Source organism: Myxococcus sp. AM011 (assembly GCF_013372595.1).
GTDB lineage: Bacteria > Myxococcota > Myxococcia > Myxococcales > Myxococcaceae > Myxococcus > Myxococcus eversor.
Genome location: NZ_JABXEM010000280.1, coordinates 1 through 14200, shown reverse-complemented (window position 1 = coordinate 14200; position 14200 = coordinate 1). Strand labels below are relative to the sequence as shown.

The 14200-nt window shown below is 67.1% G+C and carries 11 protein-coding genes; 7 read left to right on the top strand and 4 right to left on the bottom strand.

Going from position 1 to position 14200, the window contains the following annotated elements:
* Positions 1–42 precede the first annotated feature (42 nt).
* The 6 genes from HUW62_RS38955 to HUW62_RS38930 all read left to right on the top strand — a co-directional run bounded on the left by HUW62_RS38955 (position 43) and on the right by HUW62_RS38930 (position 7862).
* Positions 43–1293 carry a glycosyltransferase family 2 protein gene (locus HUW62_RS38955; RefSeq protein ID WP_163866918.1) on the top strand — a complete coding sequence of 417 codons (1251 nt, stop codon included), beginning with the start codon at positions 43–45 and terminating at the stop codon, positions 1291–1293.
* Positions 1290–2390 carry a hypothetical protein gene (locus HUW62_RS38950; RefSeq protein WP_176437297.1) on the top strand — a complete coding sequence of 367 codons (1101 nt, stop codon included), beginning with the start codon at positions 1290–1292 and terminating at the stop codon, positions 2388–2390. The genes HUW62_RS38955 and HUW62_RS38950 overlap by 4 nt, the downstream gene beginning before the upstream one ends.
* 33 nt (positions 2391–2423) lie before the next feature.
* Positions 2424–3554: a hypothetical protein gene (locus HUW62_RS38945; protein WP_176437296.1), complete on the top strand. Its 1131-nt coding sequence runs from the start codon at positions 2424–2426 to the stop codon at positions 3552–3554.
* Positions 3555–3652: 98 nt separating this feature from the next.
* Positions 3653–4231 carry a hypothetical protein gene (locus tag HUW62_RS38940; protein ID WP_240356507.1) on the top strand — a complete coding sequence of 193 codons (579 nt, stop codon included), beginning with the start codon at positions 3653–3655 and terminating at the stop codon, positions 4229–4231.
* A gap of 85 nt (positions 4232–4316) precedes the next feature.
* Positions 4317–6197, top strand: coding sequence for a Vps62-related protein (locus HUW62_RS38935; RefSeq protein ID WP_176437295.1), 1881 nt, complete (start codon positions 4317–4319; stop codon positions 6195–6197).
* 672 nt (positions 6198–6869) lie between these two features.
* Complete coding sequence (locus HUW62_RS38930; protein ID WP_176437294.1) at positions 6870–7862, top strand: hypothetical protein; 993 nt, start codon at positions 6870–6872, stop codon at positions 7860–7862.
* Between the two features lie 265 nt (positions 7863–8127).
* On the opposite strand, the gene HUW62_RS38925 is transcribed toward HUW62_RS38930, so the two are convergent.
* Complete coding sequence (locus HUW62_RS38925) at positions 8128–9273, bottom strand: mannosyltransferase family protein (RefSeq protein ID WP_176437293.1); 1146 nt, start codon at positions 9271–9273, stop codon at positions 8128–8130.
* Between the two features lie 197 nt (positions 9274–9470).
* On the opposite strand from HUW62_RS38925, the gene HUW62_RS38920 reads away from it, so the two are divergent.
* Positions 9471–11060 (top strand): carboxypeptidase regulatory-like domain-containing protein, encoded by a 1590-nt coding sequence (locus tag HUW62_RS38920; RefSeq protein WP_176437292.1) that lies wholly within the window; start codon positions 9471–9473, stop codon positions 11058–11060.
* Between the two features lie 68 nt (positions 11061–11128).
* Here HUW62_RS38920 and HUW62_RS38915 read toward each other — a convergent pair whose 3' ends face one another.
* From HUW62_RS38915 to HUW62_RS38905, 3 genes are all read right to left on the bottom strand, one after another.
* Positions 11129–11719 (bottom strand): hypothetical protein, encoded by a 591-nt coding sequence (locus HUW62_RS38915; RefSeq protein ID WP_163866909.1) that lies wholly within the window; start codon positions 11717–11719, stop codon positions 11129–11131.
* Between the two features lie 360 nt (positions 11720–12079).
* Positions 12080–13333: a carboxypeptidase-like regulatory domain-containing protein gene (locus HUW62_RS38910; protein WP_163866908.1), complete on the bottom strand. Its 1254-nt coding sequence runs from the start codon at positions 13331–13333 to the stop codon at positions 12080–12082.
* A 375-nt stretch (positions 13334–13708) separates the two neighbouring features.
* Positions 13709–14200, bottom strand: a 492-nt coding sequence (locus tag HUW62_RS38905) for an ankyrin repeat domain-containing protein (protein ID WP_176437291.1), incomplete at its 5' end; no start/stop codon positions are given.

Here is a 14200-nt window from a genome sequence, read left to right as displayed (position 1 = left end):
GGTCAGGGGAAGGGGTGGCGGCGTGAGCGGGGACGGGACCTGATGGAGCTGTTTCCCATCCATCTGCTGTTCATCGTCGTGTTGATGAACCGCTACATCCTCGGTCCGTTCCTGCGGCGCCTGCGAGGGCCCAGCATCGACCGCGCGGACGACACGTACCGGCCTCGTGTCGCCATCGTCATCCCCCTCTTCAACGAGGGGAAGGGCATCTTCCACGCCATCCGCAGCCTGCTGGAGCAGGACTACCCCAGCGAGCTGCTGCAAATCGTGGTGGTGGACGACTGCTCCAAGGATGACAGCTACGCGTGGGCGATGAAGGCCGCGGAGGGCCACGCCAACGTCCTCGTCATGCGCAACCCGGAGAACCTGGGCAAGCGCAAGGGCATCAACCGAGGCGTCCAGGCCGCGGTCGACGCGGAAATCATCGTCTCGGTGGACTCGGACGTCATCGTGGATAAGAGCGCGGTGCGCAACCTCGTCCGCCGATTCGTCAGTCCGCGCATCGCCGCCGTGGGTGGTCGCACCTTCGTGACGAACCGCCACCAGAACTGGCTGACGCGCATGGTGGAGATCAAATTCCACTTCGCCCAGCAGTGGCTGAAGGATTTGGAGCGCAGCTTCCGACAGGTGATGTGCCTGTCCGGCTGCCTCACCGCGTATCGCCGCCACGTGCTCCTGGAGCTGGAGCCCATCCTGGAGGCGCGCTCCATCGCCGGCATCCCCATCAAGTACGGCGAGGACCGGTTCCTCACGCGGCAGATCGTCAAGCACGACTATGAAACCGTCTACACGCTGGACGCGTTCTGCTTCACCGCCGCGCCCGCGACCCTGGCCGGCTACTTCTCCCAGCAGCTGCGGTGGCGGCGCTCCAACCTGGTGGACCTGCTCGGCGGCCTGTCCCACGCGTGGCGCCTGCATCCGGTCATCACCGTCCACTACGTGTCCCAGCTCGCGCTGCTGCTCGCCTACCCCGTCGTCATCGTCCACAACGTCCTCACCGGGGAGTTCCTGGACATCCTCTCGTTCCACTTCCTCGTCATCGGCCTCCTGGGAATCATCTACCGGATGGAGACCCGGCACCTGCCCGAGGACCGGCGGGTGCATGGGGCGTGCTTCCTGCCCATGGCCCTGCTGATGCCGGTGACGTACGCGCTGTTCACACCGCTGGCGCTGCTGACGCTGGACTCCGGCAGTTGGGAGACCCGGGGCAGTCCCAGCGCCGCCCCGGCACCTTCCACCGCGGACAACCGCGGTGGGCTGCCGCCCAACCCCGCCGGAGAGGGTTCTCCATGAACCAACGCGTCGCGAACCGCATCAACGCCATCGCCGTGTCCACGTACAAGCTCCTGGGCTCGGTGCTCCTGGGGCTCATCCTGGCGGCGCTGGTGTCCTTCCTGTCGGTCCAGGGCTTCTTCCTCTTGAGCCACGGCTGGGTGACGCCCACGGTGGTGTCTCCCACGGACCCTCAAATCCTCTCGTTGAACACGCAGCTGGCGGCGCAGACGTCCTCCAGGGACCACGTCGTCGCCGAGCGGCGCTCGGTGGAGAATCGCATCGAGGACGCCGAGCGCACCGTGTCCTCGGAGCACGCGTTCCAACAGCGCTTCCTCGTGGCCTTGCGAAGTGAGCGCGCGTCCAAGGACCGCGTCGCGAAGCGGCTGGCCTCCCTGCGCCAGGAGTACAGCCGGGCGCGCGCCGAGATTCTCCAATCCAACCGCGCCTACGCGGGGCTGTCGCGCGCGCGCACGGATGCCATGTACGGCGCACGGCTGCTCCAGCAGGAGGACAAGCTCACCATCAACCACCACCTGGCGCAGCTGGCGCAGAGCAACCTGTCGCTCGCGCAGACCACCGTGGATCTAGAGACGCGAGTGGACTCGCTGCACCGGGAGCTCGCGGGGCTGACGGCGGTGCAGGACGGGATGGGCAAGGACGGCACGCCGGCGGGAATCACCCCGGACGTGCTCCTCCTGGAGCGCGAGTACACGCACTCGGTGCTGGAGCAGGCGCGCGCGGAGGCGACGCTGCGCAGCCTGGAGCAGGACCTGAAGGCGCTCGAGGACGTGGCCCAGCGCTACGAGGCGCTCATCGCGTCGCTGCGGGCCTCACCCTATCTGCGCGCCATCGAGAAGGACCTGACGGTGGCCTTCGTGCCGTACGAGAACCTGAACAACGCGGCGGTGGGCACGCCCCTCTTCGCGTGCGCCGCGAAGGTCGTCTGGTGCCGCGAGGTGGGCGTGGTGGGCCGCGTGCTGGAGGGCGAGGTCTCCATCAAGCACCCCATCCGTCAGCACATGCTGCGCGGGGTGATGGTGGAGGTGAAGCTCACGGACTCCACATCGGCGCGCGAGGACCTGCTGCACCTGGGCCGCGCGCCCCTGGTGCTGTGAGTGCAGGCGCCCATGAAGACGTGGAGAAGCCCCATGCGGAAGACCCTCACTTGCGGCGTGCTGCTGTGCCTCGCCGCGCGAACCCCGGCGGCCCTCGCGGCGCCACCCGACGCCCCCTCTCCTCCCGATGCACGCGTTGAAGGGCGCGCCGCGGGCTACTGCGACTGGGTGCGGGGCCTGGGCGAGGCGGAGGCCGCGCTGGAGCTGGCCCCGGAGGTGTTCGGCGCGTTCGGCGCGGTGAACACCGGTGAGGCCGAAGGTGGCACCGCCCTGGGCAAGCCCAAGCTGCGCGTGACGGCGGGCATCAGCTACGACTTCGTCGGCCTGTACCGGGGACACAAGATCCACCGCCGCGCCGCGGCCGAATGCCGGCGTCACCAGGCCCTCTCCTCGCTCCAGGCCGCCGTCCGACAGGGCACGGGGCTGGGCGAGAACTCCGCGCTGGAGGCTCGGGCGCGCGTGCTCCAGGACGCCCTGCCCCGCGCTGAGGCGCTCGTCACCGCCCTGCGCGCGGACCTCAAGGATGGCCGGGCGACGCTGGAAGAACTCAACGCGGTGCAGGTGCGCTTGGACAACCTGCGCTCGCTGAACACGGACACGACGCTGGCGCGCGAGCGGCTCGCCTCGCGTCCCGCCTTCCCCCAGGGCCAGCGGTTGGAATCACTGCTGGAGGAGCTGCGCGCGGCGGATGACGCGGTGGAGGTCGCCACCGGGAGCCTGCGCCGGGCCAAGGCCTGGGAGCTGAGCGTTCGCGGAGGCTATGACGAGGTCTTCGACCTGGACCAGGACGTCCCCCTCTTCGGGCAGGTCATGTTGACGTATGACCTGGGGCACCTGTGGCAGGGCAAGGCGAATGCCCGGGCGCGCGAGGGACGCCGCCGCTCGACGCTGCACGAGGTGGAGGGCGTGCACCAGGAGGTCTCCGAGCTGCTGGTGGAGCTGCGCTCGCGACACCGCACGGAGGAGGCCCGGCTGCGGGAGGTGTCCGCGCTCGTGTCGGACCTGGAGGGCCAGCTCAAGGAAGTGGAGGCGCTCCAGACGCGAGAGATTCGCCGGTTCCGGGACTACCTCCTGCTGGAGCTGGCTCGGCTGCGCGCGGAACAGGCCTACCTGACGGCCCACCTGGAGGCGCTCACGGCCTTCCTCGGGACGCCCCGTCCCTGATGTCCACCATGGCCCGGAGTCGAGTCCTCGTGGCCTGTCTGGGCCTGGGCGCACTCTTGGGCCTCGGGTGGGGGCGACCTCCTCCGGCGAGGAAACCCATGACGACGCTCGCCCCGGTGCCCTTGTCGAAGCTGAAGGTGACGCAGGGCGCGCTGCGCGAGCGGCCCGATGGGTGGCTCGACGTGGATGGAGCGCGACTGCGAGCCTTCGTGCCCGGCACGGACATCGCGGCCCGCGCCGAGCTGCGCTTCCTGCCTCGAGCGCCCACCGACGAGCAGCGGGCCTTGCAGTCCGGTGAGCAGCGTCAGCAGGTGGGCCTCAAGCTGCGCGCGCGGGACGGCTGCAACGTGTTGTATGTGATGTGGCGCTTCGCTCCGAAGGCAGGCGTCGTCGTCAACTACAAGCGCAATCCCGACCAGGACAAGAGCAGCGACTGTGGCAACCGGGGCTATGTCACCGTCCCCCCCTTTCGACGCGGCGCGGTGAGCGCGCCCTCCTGGGGCAAGGAGCACACCCTGCGCACGGAGTTGCGAGGCGTGACGTTGCGCGTGTGGACGGATGACGCGCTGACGTGGGAGGGCGACCTTCCCCCGGAGGCCCTCGCGCTCGAAGGCCCCTTGGGACTGCGCTCGGACAATGTGCGGTTGACGTTCCAGCTCGCGGTTCCGCCGTCGTGACGCATTCCTTCCAGACGCCAGACTGGTGTCTTGAAGAGACTTGAGGGCATCCTGCGCGTCCACGCAGGGACATGAAGAGGCCCGTATGCTCGCTGGACGTCTGGGTTCACTCCGCTGGCTCGTGTTGTCATCGCTGGGGGTGGGCGCTCTGGGATGTGGTGGTTCGTTGGAGGCCGTGGAGGACACGGCGCTCCGCGACACGGAAGCGTCCCTCGCGGGGCTCCAGGGCAACACCGTGTATGGGCGCTGGCTCGGCTCGGGCGGCCGGAGTCCCACGCACCCCGGCAATCGCACGTTCATCGTCGACCACGCGGGCCCCACCGCGACGGTGACGTTCACCCTCACCTCGACCGTGGATGCCTATCTCTATCTGCTCGACGCGAGCGGCAACGTGCTCGCCGAGGACGACAACAGCGCGGGCAACCTGGGCGCGCGGCTCTCCGTCTCGCTGGCTCCCGGCACGTACAAGCTCGTCGCGGCGACGGCCTCACCGGGACAGAGCGCGGACCTCACCCTCGTCTCCGACAGGGCGCCGCTGCGCTTCAGCCAGCGACTGCTCGTCAAGCCCGTGTCCACGTTCCAGTGGGTCTACGACGACAGCGGCACGGGCTCGAACGACGACGTCTCCATCTGGCGCCCCAACCTTGCCCAGTCGCCGGGCTATTACTCCCTGGGCGATGTCGCGATGCCCAACGGCGGAGGAGGCCCCGCGCCCTCGACGGCGCTGGTGGTTCAGGGCGAGGGGGACCTGCTCGCGCGGCCCGTGGACTACGTCTGGGTGTGGGACGACAAGGGCTCGGGCGGAACGCACGATGGCTCGTTCTGGGAACCCGTCGCGCCCGCGGGCTACACCTGCCTGGGCGCGGTGGGCGTGCTGGGTTACGGCAAGCCCTCCACGGACCTCATCCGCTGCGTCAAGAACGAGTACGTGGTGTCCGCCAACCCGAGCGCGCTGTGGAATGACAGCGGCTCCGGCGCGAACAACGACGTGGGCCTCTGGCAGCCGCTGGTTCGAGATCATCGGGGACTTCCCGCCACCACCTTCGTCGCGCGCCCCAGTCACTCCGACACGGGAGGCAGCCGCTACTGGGCCATCAACAAGAGCGCGACGGCGAACCCCGAGCTTCAGGGGCTGCCCGTGAGCGCCGCCACGGCCGCCGCCTTCGCCCCTCGCGTGTGGATGCACCCGGGCGAGGCCTACTTCCCCTCCTCCACCGAGTTCCACCTGGCCAACGTGCACGTGGAGGGCGGTCATCAGGTGACGAATCAGGCGCTGGGCTGTGACTCCTGCACGGACCCGCAGTTCCTGGATGGGCAGCGGCCGAACCAGACGCCGGTGCCTGTCTATGCGGAGCTCATCACGCGCACCGTGAACGGGCAGCCCACGTCGACGACGGACGTGGTGTATTGGATGTTCTACCCCTACAACAATGGCAAGCGCGTCTGCATCGGCTGGTACTCGCCCTGGGGCTGCGTGGGTGGGTACTCCACCTTTGGCAATCACGTGGGGGACTGGGAGCACGCCACGGTGCGCTTCGTGGAGGGCCGTCCGTCGCAGGTCTATTTGAGCCAGCACGCCAGCGGGCAGACGTTCACCTATGGCGACAAGGGCATGGGCCTTTTGGGTTGGCGACCGGAGCTCTTCTCCGCCCAGGGCTCGCACGGCGTCTACGCGGATGCCGCACGGCACATCTACCAGAACCTCCCCAACGGCGACTTCCTGGCGGATGACACCGGACGCGGCATCGCCTGGGACACGTGGAGCGCGCTGGTGCCCTTCGACTGGCGCACGCCGGGCACCTTCACGGGAAGCCTGTCCTGGCTGAACCGCACCGAGCGCTGGGGCAACCCGAAGTCAGGCTGCGAAGTCTCCGAGCCCATCGCTGGCGAGTGCATCCTCAACGACGGGCCCACCGGGCCCATGTCGAAGAGCGCGTCCCAGCCGGACTTCCTGCCCCTCGATTGAGGCGGAGGGGCAAAGGCACCTGCCCACAGCTCCTGACGAAGTCAGAGAAGTCAATGCCTGATAGCCGTGTCCCCATTCTCTTCGGGGACACGCCGGTGACGTCCTCCGCGACAATCTCCGACTCCTCCGGCACACGTCCCAACCGCTCAAGGAAGCGCTCGCTGACGACCACGCTGGTCGGGCAGATTCTCGCGAAATCGACCGCGGCACTCTGTCCAAGCGCAGACTCGCTGCCTCAGACCTACGAACTGCTCCAGGGTGCGCGCTGCGCCCGTTCCAACTCGCGCTTCCCGCTCGTTCCACAGTCGCTCGTCGACGGAGAACGCGTCGACGAAGCCCCCCCCAGGTCGAAGCCTTCGCACTCCTTGACTCGAGGGAAGAAGCGGCTCAATCCGCCTCCACTGTTCGCCTGTCAGGCCCACCGGTCAGCGTCGAGCATGTCCATTCCCCGATTGTCGATTCACGGCCCGGCCTGCGCCCCCTGTCTGCTCGCTCCATTTCGAGGCCGGCTTTACAGACAGACGCAATCAAGACCCACACCGGAGCACACAAACCCAACATACCCACCAGCGGACGAGGCCAACCCAAATCCAACAAAAAACCGACAAACTTACTATTGCAACTTAAGCTGCAAAACGAGATAAGACGACCAACACGAAAGGAGCAAAATCAATGCAGCATCCCAACCCCCAAAGACGCTCCACCCGCGCTGGCGTCCTTCTGTCTGCGCTTGGAATCCTCTTGGCAGCTAGCGTTCCCGCGGAGGCAAGCGAAACGTCAGACCTTGGACAACTACAGCAAGACCTGACCGTCGAGTATGCATTGGTCTCGGAGGCAGGCTCCGTCAACAAAGGTGCACCAACCTTCCGCCACCAGGTAGAGCTTCGCGCAGGCGGCCAATGTACCTTCAAGATCAACTCGGGCGGAGGAACCAGCGCAATTGGCGATTCCCTCATGGAGATATTCAACTCCTCCAACGCTTCAGTGGGATTCAACGACGACTACGGAAGCGGAACGCTTTCGCGAATAGACATCAACCTTCCGCGAGGCACATATTTCGTAAACGTCTGGGCCAACAAGTCACACGTAACCGCAACATACCTTCTTGAAGTCAATTGCACCAAGCCCCCTGTTATCTTCTATCAAAATTTCGTGGGTTCCCCGGGCGCCGACCTGTGGCAGTGCTTCCGATGGGCGTGGGAAGTTATTGATGCACCCTTTGGCGAGTGGACCGAAGCAATCCACATCGACACCGACAATCGCGTCGGAGGGTGCCAGCAACAATTCACCATTTCAGACCCAACCAACTATCTCTCAGGCCTCAATCTCTCCGTGAAATTCACAGGAGAAGCAAACCAATGCCTGAACCAAGGGACGAGACAAATACCTATCAACGGCATCCCTTCGGCTTGGTCGACACCTTATACCATTGACGCCGACAATCGCGCTGGGGGTTGCTGGCAGGAGTTTACCCTCACCGGGCGCTCCGATCTGGCTCTTGATGTTGAGTTCCTTGCTACCATCCCTGGCGACGACCAGTGCGGAGGAGCCGGAAATCACACCGTCAGAGTAGGCAACACGGTCAGCGTCTTTATCAACACGGACAGTCGCGCCGGGGCGTGCTCTCAAAGATTCCGGCTCCGAAATTACTACCCGGGAGAGTGAACAACTCCACCGATTCGTGGCTTATCATCCCAACAGGCCACAAGGCAGCCTCAGTCAGGGCAAGATTGAGGCTGCCTCAAATGCGTGAAGGGGCCGCTCGACGCACGTCACCTCAACAGCCCTCCTCCGGAAAGCCGCCATACGGAAGAACCGCAGAGGCGCCGTACCGCGCCTTGCAGCTTGAGAGTCGCTTCCCGCGTAACCGGCCGGCGGCCTGAACCGGGGTGGATTCGCCGGTTCATTCAAACTTCTCGCGGAGAGAGGGTCAGTTGATGGGGTACGCGTGGACGAAGAGGAAGACGAGCATGCCCTGGAACAACGCACAGCCGAGCACCACGGGACCTCGCAGCGCGGGGTGCCGGCTGAGCCAGGCGCCCAGGGGCAGGAAGGCGGGCCACACGGCCGCGCTGTAGCGTCCCAGGCCCACCAGCCCCACCGTCCACAACACGAGCATCAACGGCAGGCCAAAGACAGCCAGCGTCCACCAGCGCCTCCGCGTCGTGAGAAGGAGCGCGCCCACGCCGGGGATGAAGGAGAGCGCCACGTAGAGGCTGACCTCGGGCGCCCAGTCGCCCTTCCACCAGGTCGCCAGCCCCGCCCAGGCACCGGCCCACTCGCCCCCGCGCACCTTCCACCAGATCTGCGGGTCTCCGAACTTCCGCCAGAGGAAGACGAAGTAGAGCGACGTCATCACCAACGGAATCGCCAGCGCGAGGATGTCGCGGTGGAACCACGCCTTCAGCCCCCCTCCGCGCGAGCGAAGCTGCTGGAACAACAGGGACAGGCCCGCCACCAGTGACAGGTGGCGCGCCAGCCCTCCGAAGCCCAGCGCGAGCGCCGCCCACCAGTGCCGCCCTCGCACGCTCAAGAGCAGCGCGAGCGCGGTGAGGAACACCATCCAGGACTCGGGGTAGCCCGCGGACTGGAAGAAGGCGAAGGGATACGCGGTGAAGAGCAGCAGTGAAACACGCGCCGTGTCCTCGCCCTCCAACATGCGAAACAGCCGATACAGGACGATGAGCCCCAGCAGCCCCGCGATATTCGCCACCAGCACCAGTGAGACCTGGATGCTCAAGCCCGTGGTCTCTTTCACCAGGCGTCCCAACACCGGTAGGAGCGGGAAGAAGTTGGTGGCCTGCGGCCGCGCGTAGCCCTGCTGGGCAATCTCCGTGTACCAACCACAGTCCCACCGGCAAAACGCATCCAACCCCGCGAGGCTCGTCTGCTGGAAGGGCGCACGGTGGAGCCTGTTGTCGAACACCAGCGACACGCGCGCGAGCAGGAACAGCGCCAGCCGACTGATGAAGAAGAGCCCCACGGGAAACGCCAGTTCCGCCCCCAGCGCGCGCAGCCGCGCCCCCAGCGATGGCGGCGACTGGGTCTCTCCTGAAACAGGAACATCGGTGGACATGCGGTGGCTGAATCCAGACGTGCGAGAAGGGCGGACACCCTACCCTACTCCCGCGTCCTTCACAGCGAGGAAGGGGTGCTCGCGACCACTCGGGCCCGTCTGAACGGAAACCCGCCCTGACCCGTCCCGAGCTGGAATGCTAATCTCCATCCTCTCGCCCAGACCTCGTGGCGCGAGGCCCCAGGGAGGTCCACACCATGCGAGCAGGAGCTGGATGGGTCGCAACCGCGGGAGTCGTCCTCGCCCTCGGTCTCGGCGCGCTGCTGCGCCAGCAATTGATGGCACCGCGGACCGTCATCGCGGGCCCCTCTCCCGCCATCCTCCTGTCCCCCGCCCCGAGCGAGCCCGTGCCTCAAGCTCCCGCGCCTCCGCCTCCCGCGCCAAAGCCACGCATGCCCACGGGGCCGCCCACCCTCCATGGGACAGGCCTCGCCGAGGTCCACGTCGTCTCCGCCCAGGACCAACGTCCCCTCGCCGGAGTCATGGTCGCCATCATTCGAAAGACCCTCGACCTGGCTCAGCCCCTGGAATCCGCGACGACAGATGCGCGGGGCGTCGCCCTCTTTCCCACCGCGGGCCCGGGCCGCTTCTATCTGTGCGCGCGCGGCGCGGGCCATGGTGAGAGCTGCTCGCTGGACCTTGGGCTCGTCGCCGGAGGCACCATCACCGCGACGCTGTCGCTGCCTCCCGGCGCCGTCGTCACCGGCACGGTCCTCCAGCACGATGGGACTCCCGCCCAGGGGGTCCGCCTGATGGCCTCCTCACACCGCGCGATGCCCACCCAGGCAATCACTGACGCCCAGGGCCACTACGTGCTGGATGGGGTGTCACCGGGGTCCAATGAAATCCATCCCTTCACGTCCGAGGGACGGGGAGCGACTCGCACCGTCGACGTCCGGCAAGGCGAAGAAGCCCGGCTGGACATCCAGCTCGCGGGCTTCACACACGTGACGGTCCAACCGCTCCGCGACCGCCATCGACGGGGGGCCCGGATCAAGAAGTCCCGCGACAAGGACCTCATGGACTTTGTCGTCGTCTCCCTCCCACTGCGCCGGCAGGAGAATGGGACCTGGACCGGGACGGTCGAAGCGGGAAGCCGCACCGCCTCCGTGTCTGGCCTCAATGGCCGGACCTCGCTCTATGGAGAGGTGGAGGTGGAGCTGTCTCCCGGCGTCCCCGCGTTCATCAAGGTGCCCTACGACACGGACGAGGAAGACATCATCGTCGAACCGCCCCGACGCGAGGAGCGTGAGCCCTTCGAGGTCGCTGGCCATGTCTTTCTGCCCGATGGGACTCCCGCTCCCGGCGCTCGAATCGCCCTGGTGAGGCCCTCGCGGTACTGGCAGTGGTGCGGCAACGGCCCCGTTGACTACGACCACATCCGATTCGAGGGTTCGGCCTTCGTGGTGAATCTCCCGGAGGGCACGGGGACCATCCAGGCCTGGCTGGAGGACGGCCGCGCCGGCGAAGTCACCGTCACGGGCACAAAGGGTCAGCGTGTGGTCGCCGACATCCACCTGGAGGAGACCGGCGCCGTCGTGGGCCGCATCGATGTCACCTCGAAGGGCGGCCAGGGCGAGGGGATGCCGTTCACTATCGACAAACGGATCTACCACCCCTTGAGCATCCGCGAGCCGGATGGTCACTTCATCGTCGCGGGACTGACGCCGGGCGAGCACGTCCTGAGCATGGATGGCCACTACGGCCAGCACCGCTTCGTCATCAAACCCGGGGCACTCACGGACCTGGGACTCCTCAACGAGCTGGTGCTGACGCAGCCCCCCTGACGGGCCACCGCTCCAGGGCAAGTCGCGGGGCCACCCGGCCCCGCGCGGCCCACACCCGGTGCGCCCTGTCAGAGCACCGTTCGAATCGTCCGGTCGCCCGCGATGTATTGGTTCAGCGTGTAGCCGGAGTCCGAGGTGCAGCCGGAGGAACCCGTCTTCACCATCAGCGCGTACAGCGCGCGCACCACCGGGACGGCCTCGAGGACGGAGCGCACGCTGAGATGCTCTTCGTGGGAGGTGATTTTGAGGTCCTCGTCGAGGACGAGCTTGTGCACCGCTCGATAGGTGAAGGAGTCCCCGACCAGCAGCTGCCAGGGGCGCCACGCGAGGAAGTGCTTGAAGACCAGCGTGCACGTCACGTCGGCCAGCACGACGTGCGAGCCATCCGGGCGGACGGTCTCCGCCACATCACCGAACTCGATGCGACACCCGGACAGCAAGGCCCGGCCGACGTAGATGACCCGCCTGATGCGCTCCACGCCTTGCACGGCGATGAACGGGTCCTGGAAGGTGGCCTCGGGATGGTAGTGCTTCGTCGCGGCGGCCCGGGGTGAGCGCTCGTCGACGCCGTAGAGGATGGGCAGGATGCTCCGGACGAGCTCCGCGGCACTGCCACGAGACATCTGGAGAGACAGGGGGGACTGCGCGACATCCCTCATACGGGCGACCTCCAACGGGGGTGGTGAAGCTGCGTCGAGTCCGGACCGTCATGAGGTCCGGCAAGAAGAGCCACGCGGGACTCCAGCCGCGAAGGAAGAGCACGAAGCCCCTGGCCAGCGTGCCCGCGCCAATGACAGTCGGGCGGCAGCGGCGGACGGGGGTTCGCCCTTTTTGAAATGGCATGCATTCGGAGGCCGCGATGGTCTCCGGTCAAGCGGGGCCTCGTAATCGCCTGTCAGTCGCGGATGGGTGTCGGAAGTTGGACGACGACGACCCCGTGTCCGGGAGCGGACGAACATGAGCCCGCAATGACAGGACTCCGGCGCGAGAGCACGCCGGAGTCCCTTGTCACGCTCGAATCAGGGCAGCGGCGGCAGCGTCAGCACGCCATTGCACTGGCCGGGGCTCGAGGGCACGCCGGTGCCGCCCCACGGAGCTCCCGTGTTCACCGTCACGCTGGTGCTGGGCGGCGGCGGGCAGCCAAAGCCAGAGGCCTGGCGGACGGTGAGGTTGACGTTGGCCGGAATGTTGTAGAGGACATCCGTGCCAGCGCCCACGCACAGGTTGCGCGTCTGGGTACCGCCCGAGGGAATCGGAATCTCGATCTCCAGGCAGATGGGCAGCACGGTGCCGGGCGGCAGCGCCGCCGCATTCACCACGACCTGGAGGCAGCCGGGGTTGGTCTTCTCGATGTCCGCGTTGACGAAGCCAATCTCGCTGGTGTTGCCCGCGAAGCCGCTGGTAGAGATGCGGGCACAGTCGTTCGGATCACACGTCATCGTCTCGCGCACGGAGCACTGCACCGGGTTGGGCGCGCGCGTGGCGGTGGCGGCCTGCTGGTTCCACACGTTGGAGCCCGCGCCCATGGACCACAGCGCGATGCTGCCCGGGGCCGTGCCAGCCATGTCATTGGTGAGCGGGATGAAGACCCGGGCCGTCGCGCCGGGGCGCAGCGTGAGCACGGTGCCCTTGGAGTCACGAACCTCCGTGTAGATGGCGCCACGCGACTCCAGGAAGACGGCCTGGCCCGAGCGGTTGATGGCGGCATCCGCGCCCGGCATCGCCAAGAGGCCCGTGTCGATGTAGCGCACGCCCACCGTGAACGGCGGCAGGGGCTGCGCACCGCCCGGGCCCTGGAGCGCGCCCAGGTTCACCTGGATGGAGGCGCCGCTGCGCGGGTCCACCACGTTGGCGACGCCCTGGGTGAAGGACTGCGTGTGGAGCGTGTGGAGCACGAACCGGGCCCCGAGCACGTTGCGCGTGACGGCGCCCACGTGCGGCATGTACCCCGGAGAGGTGATGCTCAGCGCGGAGCCCATGGGGACCGCCGCGGAGACGGCGAACGAGCCATCCGCGCCCGTCGTCGTCACGGTGCCACGCAGGTCCACGCGCGCCCCCCCGACGGGCGAGCCCGTCGCCGTCGTGACGACGCCACAGATGGTGATACCAGTCGAAGTCGGATTACACGTGGCAAGCGGCCGCGACTGCTCCACGGAGGGCTGAGGCTCGACCTCGGTGTCAGGGGCGCCACAGCCGCCACCGAGCGCCACCGCGCCTCCGAGAAGTCCGCACAACCACAGCCACTGCTTTCCAGCGATTCTCGACAGAGACATCACGCACCTCAAAGGAAGAAGAGAGTGGTGACATCGGGACCGATGGCACCGCGCACATGGTATGTGATTCGTCTGACGTTTCCAGGGCCGACACCAGTGTTTCAGTCCCGGCGTCAATATCCATTCAAACACAAACACGTCACCAGCGACCCAAGGCTGACGGGACCTCGCACGTGACATGAAGCGCTACAAAACAATGCCTCATGACTGGGTATTGTGACCAGGAATGTCACAAGTCTCGGTCTGGAGCCCGGCGCCTACGGGAATCCCGTAGGGGCCAGGGGAGGCTCCACCCATGCGGGCGAACCGCGTCAGCGCGAGCCTCCCACCACGAGCAGGTCCTCCGCCCCGCGTTGGGAAGCCCCCCTTCCACCGTCAGGTTCCCCGTCGCCAGCCCAGCAGTTCGGCGAGGTGCGGGTTCTCGTGGCTCAGCGCCTCCTCGGCCGGGGTCTTGTTCCCCGCGTCCTTCCGGGTGACGTCCGCGCCGGCGCGAAGGAGGACCTCGATGACCGGGCCCCGCTCCTTGAAGCACACGTGCTGATGCAGCGGCGTCCAGCCGTCGCCCGCGTTGGGGTCGGCGCCCGCGTCGAGCAGTGCCTGCACCACGTCTGGTGACTGCGCGTTGAAGAGAGCAGTCCGGCCATTCTCGTCGAGCGCATCGATGAGGGCGCCACCCTCGACGAGCACGGGAATGCAGGAGACCGCGCCGTGGTCGGCGGCCAGGTGCAGCGGCGTGGCTGACTCGCCGTCGACCTCCGAGGTGGAGAGCCCCAGGTCGAGCAGCGTTTTCACCAGCAGCGCGTCATCCACCATGGCGGCCAGGTGGAGCAGCCCTCGTTCATCATCGTTCCGGGCCTCCAGGTCCGC

Bases quoted from the DNA above. Each gene is read 5' to 3' on its own strand.
- HUW62_RS38955 (WP_163866918.1), top strand. From the start codon at position 43: ATGGAGCTGTTTCCCATCCATCTGCTGTTCATCGTCGTGTTGATGAAC.
- HUW62_RS38950 (WP_176437297.1), top strand. From the start codon at position 1,290: ATGAACCAACGCGTCGCGAACCGCATCAACGCCATCGCCGTGTCCACG.
- HUW62_RS38945 (WP_176437296.1), top strand. From the start codon at position 2,424: ATGCGGAAGACCCTCACTTGCGGCGTGCTGCTGTGCCTCGCCGCGCGA.
- HUW62_RS38940 (WP_240356507.1), top strand. From the start codon at position 3,653: ATGACGACGCTCGCCCCGGTGCCCTTGTCGAAGCTGAAGGTGACGCAG.
- HUW62_RS38935 (WP_176437295.1), top strand. From the start codon at position 4,317: ATGCTCGCTGGACGTCTGGGTTCACTCCGCTGGCTCGTGTTGTCATCG.
- HUW62_RS38930 (WP_176437294.1), top strand. From the start codon at position 6,870: ATGCAGCATCCCAACCCCCAAAGACGCTCCACCCGCGCTGGCGTCCTT.
- HUW62_RS38925 (WP_176437293.1), bottom strand. From the start codon at position 9,273: ATGTCCACCGATGTTCCTGTTTCAGGAGAGACCCAGTCGCCGCCATCG.
- HUW62_RS38920 (WP_176437292.1), top strand. From the start codon at position 9,471: ATGCGAGCAGGAGCTGGATGGGTCGCAACCGCGGGAGTCGTCCTCGCC.
- HUW62_RS38915 (WP_163866909.1), bottom strand. From the start codon at position 11,719: ATGAGGGATGTCGCGCAGTCCCCCCTGTCTCTCCAGATGTCTCGTGGC.
- HUW62_RS38910 (WP_163866908.1), bottom strand. From the start codon at position 13,333: ATGTCTCTGTCGAGAATCGCTGGAAAGCAGTGGCTGTGGTTGTGCGGA.